Source organism: Novosphingobium arvoryzae (assembly GCF_014652615.1).
Classification (GTDB): domain Bacteria; phylum Pseudomonadota; class Alphaproteobacteria; order Sphingomonadales; family Sphingomonadaceae; genus Novosphingobium; species Novosphingobium arvoryzae.
Genome location: NZ_BMZD01000002.1, coordinates 534,064 through 549,302, shown reverse-complemented (window position 1 = coordinate 549,302; position 15,239 = coordinate 534,064). Strand labels below are relative to the sequence as shown.

14 protein-coding genes are annotated in these 15,239 nt (G+C 65.4%); 8 read left to right on the top strand and 6 right to left on the bottom strand.

Translation table 11 applies throughout. The features are described from left to right. Positions 1–120: 120 nt before the first annotated feature. On the bottom strand, positions 121–2,436 hold the full coding sequence (locus IE113_RS05985) for a TonB-dependent receptor (protein WP_189539498.1): 2,316 nt from the start codon (positions 2,434–2,436) through the stop codon (positions 121–123). 187 nt (positions 2,437–2,623) lie between these two features. On the opposite strand from IE113_RS05985, the gene IE113_RS05980 reads away from it, so the two are divergent. The 6 genes from IE113_RS05980 (at position 2,624) to IE113_RS05955 (ending at position 8,050) form a co-directional block, all read left to right on the top strand. Next, positions 2,624–3,253 (top strand): TetR/AcrR family transcriptional regulator, encoded by a 630-nt coding sequence (locus IE113_RS05980; protein ID WP_373297843.1) that lies wholly within the window; start codon positions 2,624–2,626, stop codon positions 3,251–3,253. An 84-nt stretch (positions 3,254–3,337) separates the two neighbouring features. Continuing rightward, positions 3,338–4,876 (top strand): peptide chain release factor 3, encoded by a 1,539-nt coding sequence (locus IE113_RS05975; protein ID WP_189539496.1) that lies wholly within the window; start codon positions 3,338–3,340, stop codon positions 4,874–4,876. Between the two features lie 38 nt (positions 4,877–4,914). Continuing rightward, entirely contained in the window at positions 4,915–5,487 is a 573-nt protein-coding gene (locus tag IE113_RS05970) for a pyridoxamine 5'-phosphate oxidase family protein (protein ID WP_189539495.1), read from the top strand. Positions 5,488–5,494: 7 nt separating this feature from the next. Beyond that, entirely contained in the window at positions 5,495–6,205 is a 711-nt protein-coding gene (locus tag IE113_RS05965; protein ID WP_189539494.1) for an endonuclease/exonuclease/phosphatase family protein, read from the top strand. A 151-nt stretch (positions 6,206–6,356) separates the two neighbouring features. After that, positions 6,357–6,695, top strand: coding sequence for a P-II family nitrogen regulator (locus IE113_RS05960; protein ID WP_189539493.1), 339 nt, complete (start codon positions 6,357–6,359; stop codon positions 6,693–6,695). Positions 6,696–6,721: 26 nt separating this feature from the next. Further along, positions 6,722–8,050, top strand: a complete 1,329-nt coding sequence (locus IE113_RS05955; RefSeq protein ID WP_189539492.1) for an ammonium transporter — start codon at positions 6,722–6,724, stop codon at positions 8,048–8,050. A 268-nt stretch (positions 8,051–8,318) separates the two neighbouring features. Here the strand turns inward: IE113_RS05955 and IE113_RS05950 are convergent, their stop codons facing one another. Further along, complete coding sequence (locus IE113_RS05950) at positions 8,319–9,326, bottom strand: NAD(P)H-dependent flavin oxidoreductase (protein WP_189539491.1); 1,008 nt, start codon at positions 9,324–9,326, stop codon at positions 8,319–8,321. A gap of 187 nt (positions 9,327–9,513) precedes the next feature. Between IE113_RS05950 and katG the strand changes: the two genes are divergently transcribed. Continuing rightward, entirely contained in the window at positions 9,514–11,673 is a 2,160-nt protein-coding gene (gene katG, locus IE113_RS05945; protein WP_189539490.1) for a catalase/peroxidase HPI, read from the top strand. Between the two features lie 90 nt (positions 11,674–11,763). Here the strand turns inward: katG and IE113_RS05940 are convergent, their stop codons facing one another. Continuing rightward, on the bottom strand, positions 11,764–13,035 hold the full coding sequence (locus IE113_RS05940) for an aspartate kinase (protein ID WP_444544207.1): 1,272 nt from the start codon (positions 13,033–13,035) through the stop codon (positions 11,764–11,766). 77 nt (positions 13,036–13,112) lie between these two features. On the opposite strand from IE113_RS05940, the gene ubiG reads away from it, so the two are divergent. Further along, positions 13,113–13,847, top strand: a complete 735-nt coding sequence (gene ubiG, locus IE113_RS05935) for a bifunctional 2-polyprenyl-6-hydroxyphenol methylase/3-demethylubiquinol 3-O-methyltransferase UbiG (protein ID WP_189539488.1) — start codon at positions 13,113–13,115, stop codon at positions 13,845–13,847. On the opposite strand, the gene IE113_RS05930 is transcribed toward ubiG, so the two are convergent. Genes IE113_RS05930 through IE113_RS05920 form a run of 3 tightly spaced genes read right to left on the bottom strand, consistent with a single transcriptional unit; the run spans position 13,828 to position 15,217 of the window. After that, positions 13,828–14,358 (bottom strand): AAA family ATPase, encoded by a 531-nt coding sequence (locus tag IE113_RS05930; protein ID WP_229822158.1) that lies wholly within the window; start codon positions 14,356–14,358, stop codon positions 13,828–13,830. The two genes, ubiG and IE113_RS05930, sit on opposite strands and share 20 nt — an antisense overlap. Further along, positions 14,334–14,897, bottom strand: a complete 564-nt coding sequence (gene pnuC, locus IE113_RS05925; protein WP_189539487.1) for a nicotinamide riboside transporter PnuC — start codon at positions 14,895–14,897, stop codon at positions 14,334–14,336. Before pnuC ends, IE113_RS05930 begins: the two co-directional genes overlap by 25 nt. Further along, a complete protein-coding gene (locus IE113_RS05920) occupies positions 14,897–15,217 on the bottom strand; it encodes an arsenate reductase (protein ID WP_373297842.1) in 321 nt (106 codons plus the stop codon). The genes pnuC and IE113_RS05920 overlap by 1 nt, the downstream gene beginning before the upstream one ends. Between the last annotated feature and the right edge of the window lie 22 nt (positions 15,218–15,239).

The following is a 15,239-nucleotide window of genomic DNA, read 5'->3' as shown; positions in this document are numbered from 1 at the left end:
CACGGCCCCGGCATCTTCCCCAAACGCAAACAGGGCCCCGGTTGGGGCCCTGTTGCCATGTCTTGCCGGAGAGTGTTTCCCCGCGCCGGGAGGAGTAGCGCGGGGAAACTCCGGTTTGACTTAGAAGCTGACGGTCGCCGTCACGAACACCTGGCGCGGGTTGCCATAGAACGTGGTCAGCGTGCCTTCGCGGCCCAGCGACGAGATCAGGTTGCCGTTGGCTGCGGTCAGCAGGGCACCCGTCGTCGGGTTGGCGGCCATGAAGGTATAGCCCGACGTCTTGTACTTCTTGTTGGTCAGGTTCTTGCCGAACACGCCCAGCGTCCAGCGCTTGCCGGGGGCGGTATAGACCAGGCTGGCATCGACCAGCGCATAGCTGGGCTGATCGAGATACGGGTTCGGGATTTCGAACTGGTAGGTCTTGCTCTTCCAGGAAACGCCCGCGCCCACGCCGACTTCGCCTTCACCCAGCGCCACATCGTAACGGGCATTGACGTTGCCGGTCCATGCCGGCGTGTTCTGAACCTTGCGGAACTTGGCGACGTCGGTCGGGGTGTTGGCGATGTTGGTGATGTACTTCAGGTACTTGGCGTCAATGTAGCCCAGCGAGCCAGCCAGCGTCAGCCCACCCAGGCGCAGGCGGCTTTCCAGCTCGAAGCCCTGCATCCGGGCCTTGCCGGCATTGGACACGACGCCGCAGAAGCTGGGCAGGCCGCCGACCGTGCAGGCCACCGAACCGGGGATCTGGACGTCGGTGTAGTCCATGCGGAAGCCCGCGACCGCCAGGGTCAGCGCGCGGTCGAACAGCTGGGCCTTGTAACCCACTTCATAGCTGTTCACCTTTTCCGGCTTGAATGAGAGGAACGCAGCCACTTCGGCGTCCGAGCGCACACCGTTTCCATCCAGGTCAGGCGCGTTCACACCCGCACCGCGCGGGTCGAAGCCGCCACCCTTGAAGCCCTGCGAGAAGCTGGCGTAGAGGGTGTGATCTTCGGTCGGCTTGAAGCTGATCGAGGCCTTGGGCGTGAACTTCTTGAACGTGCTCTTGCCCTTGAAGTTGGTGCCCGGCGCGCCGAAGGCCACGCCCGCACCGCCGAACACCGGCGAACCGCCGCCCAGGTAGTTCTGGCGCAGGATGGTCGCAGTGCGCTCATCCCAGGTGTAGCGGCCGCCGACCGAGACGCTCAGCTGGTCGGTGAGGTCGTAGGTGAAGTCTGCGAAGCCGGCCAGCGTGTCGGTGCCGACATCGGCGTTGGTGAACGCGGTCAGGCCTGCGAGCGTCGTGTAGAGGCGCACGTCGAACTGGGTCAGCGCCTTGGCGTTGAGGTAGTAAGCGCCAACCAGGCCGTTGAAGCGGCCCGCGCTGATCAGCAACTGCAGTTCCTGGCTGGTCTGCGAGTTGCGGTAGATCCCCGGAACGTCAAGATCGGTGGCGGGCAGCGCGTCGAAGTCGATCGGGCTGAGCGAATCGTCCTTGCGATAGGAGCTGATCGAGCGGACCGTGAAGGTGTCGTTCAGCTGGCCTTCCATGAACAGCGAAACGCCCCAGGCCTTCACGTCCTGCTTGGGGTCGACCAGGCCGCCGCGCGTGTCGAACACGTTGGACAGCACCGGCGTGGCGGTGTTGAGGCTGGTGATCAGGCGATGGCCGCCGCGCGCGCTGGACGCGTCATGGGTGTAGTCACCGGCCAGACGGGCAAAGAACCCGTCGGAGTGGACTTCCATCGTGCCGCGACCGGCCCAGATGTCCTTGTTGTAGTTTTCCTGGCCAGTGGTCAGGTTCTTGCCGAAGCCACCGCGCGACAGGCGGGCCAGCGAGCCGCCGAAGCGCAGCGTGCCATCGCCGACCGGGGTGCTGGCGCTGATCACGCCATCGGCCTGGTCATAGCTGCCATACGTGGCGCGGGCGTTGAGGCGGGCGACATCGTCGATCTTCTTGGTGACGTACTTGACCGCACCGCCAACGGTGTTGCGGCCATAGAGCGTGCCCTGCGGGCCGCGCAGCACTTCGATGCGCTGGACGTCATAGATGTCGAGCACGGCGGCCTGCGGACGGTTCAGGTACACGTCGTCGAGGTAGATGCCGACGCCCTGTTCGAAGCCCGAAACCGGGTCCTGCTGGCCCACGCCGCGGATAAAGGCGGTGAGGGTGGAGTTGGTTGCGCGGCTGGCTTCCAGTGTCACGTTGGGGACGGTTTCGGCCAGAGCGGTGATGTCCATCGCGCCAGTGCGTTCCAGTTCGGCGCCGGACAGCGCGGTGATGGCGACGGGAACGTCGATCAGCGCTTCCTCGCGGCGACGGGCGGTGACGATGATCGCGCCGTCGTCTTCACTGGCAGTGGCGGCTGCGTCCTGCGCGAAGGCGGGGACGGCGGACAGGCTGACGATGGCACTGGCGACAAGCGACGTGCGGGCAAGCAGGGCTGCGGTACGCATAGGAATTTACTCTCCCTTGGACAGGACACCGCCATCAGGCCCGTCAGGGGCGATTCCGGCGATGGACTATCGCGCTTATATAAAAGTTGAACCAACTTTCAACTTTGTTATGCTGGACCGAGGCGCCGATCAGCGAAACGGTGCCGCAACGTGGCAAGACGGCAACACCTGCCGTCGCAACCGGGGGATGGACATGAACGCTGCGCAGCCGGAGGCGGGAAGCCCTGAGCGTGCCCCGCGCGTGCCGCGCACTGAACGCGGCCGGCGCACCCAGCGCGCGATCCTCGATGCCGCTGCGGCTGAATTCGGGGAAAAGGGCTTCCACGAAAGCTCGATCGTATCGATCACCATCCGCGCGGGCGTGGCGCTGGGCAGCTTCTACACCTACTTCGAAAGCAAGGAGGCGCTGTTCAAGGCGCTGGTGCAGGACATGTCGGCCCGCGTGCGCGATCACGTCGCGCCCGTGCTGGCGGAGCGTCCGCGCCCCGGCGTTGAGGCAGAAGGCGCCGCGCTGGGCGCGTTCCTGGTGTTCGCGCGGGAACACAAGGAAATCTACCGGATCATCGACGAAGCCGAATTCGTTGCTCCGGAGGACTGGCGCGCGCACTATCTGAACACCGCGCGCCGCATCGAGGAGCGCCTGACCGCCGCGTATGGGCGGGGGGAACTGGCGGTGCGGCCGGATGAAGTCCACGCCTGGGCGATCATGGGGATGAACGTGTTCCTGGGCCTGCGCTTCGGAGTGATGGACGGCGATGCCGATCTGGCCGACGTTGCTGCCAAGGCGAACGCGTTGTTGAAGAACGGGTTGGGCTGAAGAACGGCTTGGGGTGGAAACACCCTCGGTCGGGGCGCAATCGCCCGATGACTCCGCAGGCAACCTTCGCTATGCGCGGCCCCCATGTCCTCGCCAGCTTCTAACCGCCGCACCTTTGCCATCATTTCGCACCCTGACGCGGGTAAGACCACGCTGACGGAAAAGCTGTTGCTGCAAGGCGGGGCGATCCATCTGGCGGGCGAGGTCAAGGCGCGCGGTGCGGCCCGGCGGGCGCGCTCGGACTGGATGAAGATCGAGCAGCAGCGCGGGATCTCCGTCACATCCAGCGTCATGACCTTCGAGCGGGACGGGATCACGTTCAACCTGCTCGACACGCCGGGCCACGAGGACTTCTCAGAAGACACTTACCGCACGCTGACCGCGGTGGACTCCGCGATCATGGTGATCGACGCCGCGAAGGGCATCGAGCCGCAGACCCGCAAGCTGTTCGAGGTCTGCCGCCTGCGCTCGGTTCCGATCATCACCTTCGTCAACAAGGTCGACCGCGAAGGCCGCAGCGTGTTCGAGACGCTGGACGAAGTAGCCGACGCGCTGGCGCTGGACGTGGTGCCGATGTCGTGGCCGGTCGGCATGGGCGGGGTGTTTCAGGGCGTGCTGGACTTTGCCACCGACACGATCAGCCGCCCCGAAGGCGACAGCCGCGAATTCCTGGGCAAGCGTGAACCCGCAACGGCCGACAACATCCCCGCCGACATTGCCGAGGAAATCGAACTGGCCAAGGCCGGTTACGGCGACTTCGACGTCGAAGCCTATCGCCACGGCGACATGACCCCGGTCTATTTCGGATCGGCGCTGAAGAATTTCGGTGTGGCCGAACTGATCGACGCGATTGCCCGCTATGCCCCGCCGCCGCGCCCGCAGCCCAGCGAGAGCGGCACGATTGAGCCGACCGACAAGGAAGTCACCGGCTTCATCTTCAAGGTCCAGGCCAACATGGACCCCCAGCACCGCGACCGGATCGCGTTCATGCGGCTGGTATCGGGCACGTTCAAGCGCGGCATGAAGCTGACCCCGTCGGCGCTCGGCAAGCCGGTGGCGATCCATTCGCCAATCCTGTTCTTTGCGCAGGACCGCGAGCTGGCGGACACGGCCGAGCCGGGCGACATCATCGGCATTCCCAACCACGGGACTCTGCGGGTGGGCGATACCCTGTCGGAAAACAACAAGGTCCGCTTCACCGGACTGCCCAACTTCGCACCGGAAATCCTGCGCCGCGTCGCGCTGAAGGATCCGACCAAGACCAAGCAGCTGCGCAAGGCGCTGGACGACCTGTCGGAAGAAGGCGTGATCCAGGTGTTCTACCCTGAAATCGGCGGCCAGTGGATCGTCGGCGTGGTCGGCCAGTTGCAGCTGGAAGTGCTGATTTCCCGGCTGGAAGCGGAATACAAGGTCGAGGCCGTGCTGGAGGCATCGCCGTTCGACACCGCGCGCTGGGTCAAGGGCAGCGACGCCGCGCTCAGCCAGTTCGCAGACTTCAACAAGTCCAACCGCGCCAAGGATCGCGACGGCGACATGGTGTTCCTGGCGCGCTCGGCCTGGGACGTCAGCTATCAGCAGGAACGCAACCCCGACCTGACCTTCAGCGCGACCAAGGAGCGTTAAGGCTACCGCCGGGTGGGACAAGGCGCTAGGCTGCGGCCATGTCCGACTTCACCGATGCCCTGACCGACGCCGACATCGCGATGATCGCGAAGCAGCCGATCTTCTTCACCGCCACGGCGGCAGCGGAAGGGCGGATCAACCTTAGCCCCAAGGGGTTGGCGGATACATTCCGGGTGCTCAGCCCCAAGCGGGTTGCCTATCTGGACCTTGGCGGGTCGGGTAACGAAACCCACGCGCACCTGGCGGCGGACGGGCGCATCACCGTGATGATGTGCAATTTCGAGCAGCCCGCGCTGATCCTGCGGATCTATGGCCGGGGGCGGGCGGTGCTGCCGCAGGACCCGGACTGGGCCGAGTTGGCGGCCCACTTCACGCTGCTGCCCGGTACGCGGCAGATTTTCGATATCGCGGTGGAAAGCGTCCAGACCAGCTGCGGCTGGGGCGTGCCGGTCATGACGCTGGACCATGAACGCGCCACGCTGGTCAAGTATCATGCGCAGGCCGATCCTGCGAAGTGGGAGGCCAAGGTCGCGGGCCGGACGCGCAGCATCGATGGCCTGCCGACCCGCGCGACAGACCGCTACATCGCGGGCGATGTGACGCCTGACTGATCCATCCGTGCGTCTGACCTTCGCCAGCTATAACATCCACAAGGCCGTGGGGCTGGATCGCAAGCGCGATCCGCATCGCATCCTGACGATCCTGAACGAGGTCGATGCCGACGTGGTGGCCCTGCAGGAGGCCGACCGCCGGTTTGGCCGCCGCGAGAGCGTGTTGCCGCGCGATCTGCTCGACGATCTGGGCGATTACCGCGCGGTCCCGCTCAACCTGCGGCCAGACAGCATCGGCTGGCACGGCAACGCGCTGCTGGTAAAGCGGCATGTCGCGGTGGCGGAGGCGGCGATTGTGCCGCTGCCGGTGCTGGAGCCGCGCGGGGCGATCCGGGCGGATCTGCTGGTCGAAGGCCAGCGCATCCGCGTGGTGGGCATGCACCTGGACCTGTCGGGCCTGCGCCGTCGGCATCAGCTGCGCGCGATCCTGGCCCACGTCGCGCGCTGCGACGGGCATTGCCCGACGGTGCTGATGGGCGATTGTAACGAATGGGGCCTTTCCCGCCGGGGCGGGGCGCTGGCCGAGTTCCACGCACCCTGGCGGGTGCTCGCGCCGGGGCGCAGCTTCCCCTCGCGCCGTCCCGTCGCCCTACTCGACCGGATCGTTATTTCGCCGGACTGGGACGTGGCCGCAACCGGGGTCCACCACAGCGCGCTGGCGGCGGTCGGTTCGGATCACCTGCCCGTTTTTGCACAGCTAGCACTGCCTAAAAAATAGGCAGATGCGCAGGATTCGAGCGAACCGGCCTGCCTCAATTTCGGTCTGATCTGTCCGTAACCGTTGAAAAACAGTCATAAACGCGGTTTGGCACGGTAATTGCTGATTAACCCCTGCCGGCGCTGTGCCGGTGTGTGAACAGGGGATCGGCATGAAATTCATCATCGCGATCATCAAGCCGTTCAAGCTTGACGAGGTGCGTGAAGCCCTCGGCGCACTGGGCGTCGCGGGGATGACCGTGACCGAAGTGAAGGGCTTTGGGCGGCAAAAGGGTCAGACCGAGATTTATCGTGGGGCGGAATACTCCACCAACATGTTGCCCAAGGTGAAGGTTGAGGTCGCGACGTCCGACGACCTTGCGCCGCAGGTGGTGGAAACCATCCAGCAGGCCGCCAGCACCGACGCCATCGGCGATGGCAAGATCTTCGTGCTCGATCTCGTTTCCGCCACGCGCATCCGCACCGGCGAAACCGGGGACACCGCGCTGTGAGCGCGCCTGACAGGAGGCAAGACACCATGATTCGCAAGCTTCTTTCCGGTGCGGGGGCAATCAGCACGGCGCTGATGGCCTCGACCACCGCATTTGCGCAGGAGGCGGCCGAGGCCGCCGCGCCTGTGGTCGACAAGGGTGATACCGCGTGGATGATGACGTCCACGGTGCTCGTCCTGCTCATGATCCTGCCGGGTCTGGCGCTGTTCTATGGCGGCCTGACCCGGACCAAGAACATGCTGGCCACGATGACCCAGATCGGCGCCGCCGCGTGCCTGGCGATGGTGATCTGGGTTGCCTATGGTTATGGTCTGGCGTTCGGCCCGGAAGGCAACGCCTACATCGCCTGGGGCAAGTGGTTCCTGGCCGGTGTCACGCCCGACAGCCTGGCGGACACCTTCAGCGACGGGTACAAGTTGCCCGAATATGTGTTCGTTTCGTTCCAGATGACCTTCGCTGCGATCACGGTCGCGCTGGTGCTGGGTTCGGTGGTCGAACGCATGAAGTTCGCTGCCGTGATGGTCTTTGCAGCGGTCTGGCTGACGATCGTTTACTTCCCGATCGCGCACATGGTGTGGGCGGTTGGTGGCCTGTTCTTCGAGATGGGCGCGCTGGACTTCGCTGGCGGCACCGTGGTGCACATCAACGCGGGTGTCTCGGCGCTGGTCGCGGCGATCATCCTTGGCAAGCGCGTTGGCTATGGCAAGGACATCATGGCACCGCATTCGCTGACCATGACCATGATCGGCACTGGTCTGCTGTGGGTGGGCTGGTTCGGGTTCAACGCCGGTTCGGCCCTGGAAGCCAACGGTTCGGCTGCGCTGGCCATGATCAACACCTTCGTTGCCACCGCTGCTGCCGGTCTGGTCTGGATGGTTGCGGAAAAGCTTGCCGGTCACAAGGCTTCGGCTCTCGGCTTCTGCTCGGGCATCATCGCCGGCCTCGTGGCGGTGACGCCGGCTGCCGGTAACTCCGGCCCGCTCGGCGCCATCCTGCTGGGTGCGGTTTCGGCACTGGTCTGCTTCGCTGCCGTCACGATCCTCAAGCCCAAGCTGGGTTATGACGACTCGCTCGACGCCTTTGGCATCCACGGCGTGGGCGGCATCGTCGGCGCGCTCGGCACCGCGGTGGTCTATGCCCCGGCGTTCGGTGGCCCCGGTGACGGTTCGACCGGGATCGGTGCGCAGCTGGTCACCCAGGCTGCGGCGGTTGGCGCCACCATCGTGTGGGCCACGATCGGCACGATCATCGCCATGTACGTCGCCAAGGCTCTTACCGGCCTGCGGGTTTCCGAAGAAGTCGAACGTGAAGGCCTCGACCTCGGTGAACACGGCGAACGCGCCTACAACTACTGATTACCCAGCTTGGCGGGATCGGGGTCTCCTCCTCTCCTCCTCCCTCGGTCCCGCCTCCCGACGTTCCTCCTGCGAACGTAAACTGAACGGGCCGGAGCTTCATGCTCCGGCCCTTTTTTTATTCCTCCCCGGCATGGGGAGGGGGAGGGGGACCACGACGTGATGGAGGGGTATGGGCGGGGATGCGTAACAAGAAAGGGGCACGGCTTGCTGGCCGGTGCTCCTCCACCATCTTGCGGATGGTCCACCTCCCCTTAGCGGGGACGATTTACCGGCTCAGCGCGGCCTCTGCCTCGGCCATCAGTTCGGCCATGATGTCGGCAACCGGCTCTTCCTTGGTCACCATGCCGACCGACTGGCCCGCCATGATCGAGCCGCTTTCCACATCGCCATCGATTACCGCGCGGCGCAGGGCACCGGCCCAGAAGTGTTCGATCTGGAGCTGGGCCTCGCCCATCTCGATCTTGCCCTCGTCCAGCAGTTGCGCAACTTCGCGCTGCTTGGCCGTGAATTCCTCGGTCCCCTTGTTCTTCAACGCGCGGACCGGGATGACTGGCAGGCGCGGGTCGACCTGCACGCTGGCGACAGCATCGCGGGCATTGGCGCGGAAGAACGCCTGCTTGAACGCCGGATGGGCGATGCTTTCGGTGGCGCAGGCAAAGCGGGTGCCCAGCTGCACACCGCTTGCGCCCATTTCGAGGTATGCCGCGATCATGTCGCCCCGGCCGATCCCGCCGGCCACGAACACCACGTGTTCCGCTGCCAGCGCGGGCAGGAATTCCTGCGCCAGCACGCTGGTCGCGACCGGACCGATGTGCCCGCCCGCTTCGCTGCCCTCGATCACCAGGGCATCCGCGCCGCTGCGCAGCAGCTTCTTCGCCAGCGCCAGGGTGGGGGCAAAGACCAGCACCTTGCCGCCAAACGCCTTGATCGCCTCTACACTGCCCTTGGGCGGGATGCCGCCGGCCAGCACGACATGGCTGACGCCGTGCTTTGCGCAGACCGCGATCAGATCGAACAGCATCGGGTGCATGGTGATCAGGTTCACGCCGAACGGCTTGCTGGTCAGCGCCTTGGTTGCGGCGATTTCGGTATCGAGCAACTCGGGCGTCATCGCCCCGCAGGCAATCACGCCAAATCCGCCCGCGTTGCTGATCGCGGCCACTAGGTTGCGTTCCGATACCCAGCTCATCGCCCCGCACAGCACAGCGTGTTCGCTGCCCAGAAAGTCGATGCCGCGTTGCATCAGTGCGTGGGTCTTGGGATACTGGGCCATCCGGTGCGTCCATCCTGCGGTTTGGAAAATCTTCCGGGCTTTAGGCGGCGGATTCGGTGGCCGCAAGGCGCTGCGCATGGCTATATATCGACCATTGCGATCATTGTGACGATTTTAATCGGTTTAGGCGAATTAAGAGGGCCAGGTAGACAGGTTTCAGCAACCGATCCGCAAAGGAGAGATAACGATGACCAATCCGGGACAATGCCCCGTCATGCACGGCGGCAATACCGCGAACAATGCGTCGGTAACGGCCTGGTGGCCGAATGCCCTGAACCTGGACATCCTGCACCAGCATGACCGCAAGACCGATCCGCTGGGCACGGATTTCGATTATCGCCAGGCGCTGGAAACCCTCGATGTCGCAGCCCTCAAGCGCGACGTGACCGCGCTGATGACTGACAGCCAGGATTGGTGGCCGGCTGATTGGGGCCACTATGGCGGGCTGATGATCCGCATGGCCTGGCACGCGGCGGGTTCGTACCGCACGGCGGACGGGCGCGGCGGCGCGGGCACCGGTAACCAGCGGTTCGCCCCGCTCAATTCCTGGCCTGACAACGCCAACCTCGACAAGGCACGGCGGCTGTTGTGGCCGATCAAGAAGAAATACGGCAATGCGGTAAGCTGGGCCGACCTGATCGTGCTGGCGGGGACCATCGCCTATGAATCGATGGGCCTGAAGACCTTCGGCTTCGGCTTTGGCCGCCCCGATATCTGGCACCCCGAAAAGGACATCTACTGGGGTTCGGAAAAGAACTGGCTTGCCCCCACCGGCAGCGCAGGCAGCCGCTATTCAGGCGAACGCGATCTTGAAAATCCGCTCGCCGCGGTGATGATGGGGCTGATCTACGTCAACCCCGAAGGCGTCGATGGCCAGCCCGATCCGCAGCGCACCGCGCATGATATCCGCGTAACCTTTGCCCGCATGGCGATGGATGACGAGGAAACCGTGGCGCTGACGGCCGGTGGCCACACCGTGGGCAAGGCGCATGGCAACGGCGATGCCGCGCTGCTGGGCCCCGCACCGGAAGCGGCGGACATTGCGGAGCAGGGGCTGGGCTGGAACAACCACACCAGCCGGGGCATTGGCCGCGATACCGTGACGAGCGGGATCGAAGGCGCGTGGACCACGCATCCGACCCGGTGGGACAACGGCTATTTCGAAATGCTGCTGGGCCACGAATGGGAACTGGTGAAAAGCCCCGCCGGTGCCTGGCAGTACCAGCCGGTCGGCATTGCCGATGCGGACAAGCCGGTCGACGTCGAGGATCCGTCGATCCGCACCATGCCGATCATGACCGATGCCGACATGGCAATGAAGGTTGACCCGGCCTACCGCGCGATTTCGGAGCGGTTCCGGGCCGATCCGGCCTACTTCTCGGACGTGTTCGCCCGCGCGTGGTTCAAGCTGACCCACCGCGACATGGGGCCAAAGACGCGCTATTTCGGGCCTGACGTTCCGGCGGAGGACCTGATCTGGCAGGACCCGGTGCCCGCCGGGTGCAGCGACTATGACGTTGCGGCAGTAAAAGCGCGGATTGCGGCCAGCGGCCTGTCGGTGTCCGACATGGTCAGCACCGCGTGGGACAGCGCCCGCACCTTCCGGGGATCGGACATGCGCGGCGGTGCCAACGGTGCGCGCATTCGCCTTGCCCCGCAAAAGGACTGGGCCGGGAACGAACCGGAACGGCTGGCCCGCGTGCTGGCCGTGCTGGAGCCGATCGCGGCGGAAACCGGCGCCAGCTTGGCCGATGTGATCGTGCTGGCGGGCAACGTGGGGGTCGAGCAGGCCGCAAAGGCCGCCGGGTTCGATGTGACGGTGCCCTTCGCACCCGGTCGCGGCGATGCCACGGCCGAGCAAACCGATGCGGAATCGTTCGAGGTGCTAGAACCGCTGGCCGATGGCTATCGCAACTGGCTGAAGCAGCACTACACGGTCCAGCCGGAGGAACTGCTGCTCGACCGCACGCAGCTGATGGGCCTGACCGCGCCGGAAATGACCGTGCTGGTCGGCGGGCTGCGGGTGATCGGCACCAACCACGGCGGGACGAAGCACGGGGTGTTCACGGACCGCGAAGGGGCGCTGACCACCGACTTCTTCGTCAACCTGACCGATATGGCTAACACCTGGGTGCCGACGGGCCGCAACAGCTATGAAATCCGTGACCGCAAGACCGGCGCGGTCAAGTGGACGGCGACCCGTGTCGATCTGGTGTTCGGATCGAATTCGGTGCTGCGCGCCTATGCTGAAGTCTATGCGCAGGACGACGCCAAGGCGAAGTTCGTGAAGGACTTCGTGGCGGCGTGGACCAAGGTGATGAACGCCGACCGGTTTGATCTGGCGTGAGGCCTAAATCCTGGCAGGTCGTTTGATCACGGTGCCTGCCGGGCAATTGACCCCGCCTCTGGCCGTGTGGCCGGGGGCGGGGTGTTTGCGTTAGTCCGCCGCGTCGAGGCCGTAGGCGGTGTGCAGGACGCGCACGGCCAGTTCGGTTTCGTCCTCGTCGATCAGGACCGAGACCTTGATTTCGCTGGTGCTGATCGCCTGGATGTTGATCCCGCGATCCGCCATGGCGCGGAACATGGTGCTGGCCACGCCCGCGTGGCTTTTCATGCCGACGCCGACGACGCTGATCTTGGCGACCTTGCTGTCGGTGATGATCCGGTTGTAGCCGATCGCTTCCTTCTGAGCTTCCAGCAGGGTCTGCGCGCGCAGCAGGTCGGCGGCGGGGACGGTGAAGGTCACGTCCGTCTCGCCCTTGTCGCGGCCGACGTTCTGGATGATCATGTCGACGTTGATGTTGGCAGCGGCCAGCGGGCTGAAGATCGTGGCCACGGCGCCGGGACGGTCCGGCACGCGGGTCAGGATGATCTTGGCTTCGTTCTTGTCGGCGGCAATGCCGGTGATCAGCTGGCTTTCCATGTCCAGATCCTCTTGAATTTTGGCCAGTTCCTCGTCCGAGACGATCATCGTGCCGGGGATTTCGTCTGCCGGGACGGCATCGTCGCCAATGAACGACGAGAGCACCTGCACCCGCACCTTTTCCTTCATGGCGAGCGAGACGGAGCGGGTCTGCAGCACCTTCGAGCCCACGCTGGCGAGTTCCAGCATTTCCTCGTAGGTCACGTTCTTGAGCTTGCGGGCCTTGGCCACGATCCGCGGGTCGGTGGTGTAGACGCCGTCGACATCGGTGTAGATGTCGCAGCGGTCGGCCCCGATTGCGGCAGCCACGGCCACGGCGGAGGTGTCCGAACCACCCCGGCCCAGCGTGGTCACGCGGTTGTCGGCAGTCAGCCCCTGAAAGCCCGGAATGACGGCGATTTCGCCGGCGGCCATGCTGGCCAGCAGTGCTTCGGAATCGATGCTTTCGATCCGCGCCTTGGCATGGGCATCGTCGGTGTGGATCGGCAATTGCCAGCCCAGCCACGAGCGCGCCTTGCACCCCAGAGCCTGCAGCGTCAGCGCGAGGAGGCCGGCCGTGACCTGCTCACCCGAAGCGACGACGACGTCGTATTCCGCCGGGTCATAGAGCGGGTTGGCTTCGCGGCAGAAGTTTACCAGCCGGTCGGTTTCCCCGGCCATGGCCGAAACCACCACGGCCACTTCGTGCCCGGCAGCCTGCTGGCGGCGCACGATGTTGGCAACGCGGCGAATGCGTTCCGAGCCGGCCATCGAAGTGCCGCCGAATTTCATCACGATCCGGGCCACGCGTGTCGCACCTTTCCGCAAGATTCTTTCCCGCACGACCCCTCGCCGCGCGGCGCGCGCCCTGTTAGAGATGGGGGATGAGCAATGCAACCTCTCCTGCAACGATCCGGCCCGAAGAAGCGGCGCATTTTGGCAAGCTGGCGGCGGATTGGTGGGACCCGAAGGGGTCTTCGGCCATGCTGCACCGGCTGAACCCGGTGCGGCTGGGCTTTATCCGCAGCGCCATCGACGCGCACTGGCCGGGTGATTCGCACCTCGTTCGCCCGCTGCTGGGCAAGCGCGCGCTGGACGTTGGCTGCGGGGCCGGGCTGCTATGCGAGCCGCTGGCCCGCCTGGGCGCAAGCGTGACCGGGGTCGATGCGGCAGCGGAAAACATCGCGGCGGCGAGTGCCCATGCGGCGGGCGGGGGCCTGTCCATCGACTATCGCCACGGCGAGATCGGCGCGCTCGGGCTGTCAGGGTTCGATCTGGTCTGTTCGATGGAAGTGATCGAACACGTGGCCGACAAGGCCGCGTTTGTCCGTGCGTTGGCGGCCACGCTGGCCCCCGGCGGGCTGATGGTGCTGTCCACCCCCAACCGGACTACGCATTCGAAATGGCTGATGGTGGAAGCTGCCGAACGGATCGGCATGGTTCCACGCGGCACGCATCACTGGGACGATTTCATTACGCCAGATGAGCTGCGTGATCTGCTGGACGGGGCAGGGCTGATCATGGGCGAGCCGCAGGGGATTGCGTTCTCGCCGCTGAAGGGCTTGCACCTCTCCAGCGATCTGGCGCTGAACTACATCGTCACCGCAACAGCGCGCTGATCTCCGCGCGCACTGCGGCTTCGCGTTCGGTCCAGTTTCCACCAATCCGCCGCCACGGTACCTCCGCGCGGTCCAGCATCTCCTCGGCCAGCCCGGCAAACCGGGTGCGCTCGGGCGTCTGGCCGAACAGTCGGGTGCCGTCTTCCACCCACGGCACGTCGGCGCTGAACAGCAGGTAGAGGTCGGCCTTGGGATAGGCCATCAGGCTGTCCGGCACCTCGCCGAACAGCATTTCGGCCCAGGCGGCGGTCATCAGCTGGTCGGTATCGAGCAGCAGCAGCGGCGGATCGCCGATGCGCGCGGCCTCGACTGCGGCCTGCTGTCCTTCCGCAATCGCCAGGAGGTCGGCCATCGTCAGGTCCGTGCCGCGCTCCTCGCAATAGGTCCGGCCATATTCCGGCACCCACGGCAAGCCCAGCTCGCGCGAGAGCTTGTCCGCCAGCACCGACTTGCCCGTGCTTTCCGCGCCGTGGAAACACAGCTGGATCACGGGCGGGCCACGTTGCGCCATTCGCGCAGGCCCAGCACCGACATCACGCCCAGCACGACATAGAGCCCCGCCAGGAAGTACAGCTCACGGTTGATGTAGAGCATGACTGACAGCACATCGATCGCGATCCACAGCACCCAGTTCTCGACCCGCCGCAGCGAGAGCAGAATCTGCGCGGTGACGCTGGCCCCGGCAATCGCGGAATCGGCGAACGGCAGTGCGGCGTTGGTGAAGCGGTGCAGCAACCAGCCGAGCGAGAGCGACAGCGCCGCCGTGATCGCGGCCCAGACGAAGCGCGCCCGGTCGCTCATCCAGCCGACCGGCACGGTGTTGTCTGCCCTGTCGCGGGCCACGGCCCACAAGTACCAGCCCCACGCGTTGACGACGAAGAAGAACACCTGCAGGCCGGTTTCGGCATAGAGCCGGGCCTCGAACAGGGTGATCCCGATCAGCGTGACCATCGCCATCGCCGCCGGGAAATTCCAGACCGACCGGCGCACCAGCAGCACGACGTTGAGCAGGCCCAGCGCCGCCCCGGCCAACTCGGTCCACGCCGGCATCAGCAAAGCGCGGCTGCCCACTCGTCCGGGTTGAAGCCCACCAGCAGTCCGCCGGGATGCTCCACGATCGGCCGCTTGATGCAGCTGGGGTTGGCGGCCATCAGCGCCACGGCCTTGCTCGCGTCCAGCCCGTCCTTGTCGGCATCGGGCAGCTTGCGGAACTTGGTCCCGGCGCGGTTCAGCACTTTCTCCCACCCGGCGGCGGCGCACCATGCCGCCAGCTGGCCCGCATCGGCCCCGGCTTTCTTGTAGTCATGGAACACATAGGCGATGCCCGCCGCGTCCATCCAGTTCCTGGCCTTCTTCACGGTGTCCCTCATGGGAATAGTTGTACACACAAAA

Coding starts and splice junctions, on each gene's coding strand:
- IE113_RS05985 (WP_189539498.1), bottom strand. CDS start 2,436: ATGCGTACCGCAGCCCTGCTTGCCCGCACGTCGCTTGTCGCCAGTGCC.
- IE113_RS05980 (WP_373297843.1), top strand. CDS start 2,624: ATGGACATGAACGCTGCGCAGCCGGAGGCGGGAAGCCCTGAGCGTGCC.
- IE113_RS05975 (WP_189539496.1), top strand. CDS start 3,338: ATGTCCTCGCCAGCTTCTAACCGCCGCACCTTTGCCATCATTTCGCAC.
- IE113_RS05970 (WP_189539495.1), top strand. CDS start 4,915: ATGTCCGACTTCACCGATGCCCTGACCGACGCCGACATCGCGATGATC.
- IE113_RS05960 (WP_189539493.1), top strand. CDS start 6,357: ATGAAATTCATCATCGCGATCATCAAGCCGTTCAAGCTTGACGAGGTG.
- IE113_RS05955 (WP_189539492.1), top strand. CDS start 6,722: ATGATTCGCAAGCTTCTTTCCGGTGCGGGGGCAATCAGCACGGCGCTG.
- IE113_RS05950 (WP_189539491.1), bottom strand. CDS start 9,326: ATGGCCCAGTATCCCAAGACCCACGCACTGATGCAACGCGGCATCGAC.
- katG (WP_189539490.1), top strand. CDS start 9,514: ATGACCAATCCGGGACAATGCCCCGTCATGCACGGCGGCAATACCGCG.
- ubiG (WP_189539488.1), top strand. CDS start 13,113: ATGAGCAATGCAACCTCTCCTGCAACGATCCGGCCCGAAGAAGCGGCG.
- IE113_RS05930 (WP_229822158.1), bottom strand. CDS start 14,358: ATGGCGCAACGTGGCCCGCCCGTGATCCAGCTGTGTTTCCACGGCGCG.
- pnuC (WP_189539487.1), bottom strand. CDS start 14,897: ATGCCGGCGTGGACCGAGTTGGCCGGGGCGGCGCTGGGCCTGCTCAAC.
- IE113_RS05920 (WP_373297842.1), bottom strand. CDS start 15,217: ATGAGGGACACCGTGAAGAAGGCCAGGAACTGGATGGACGCGGCGGGC.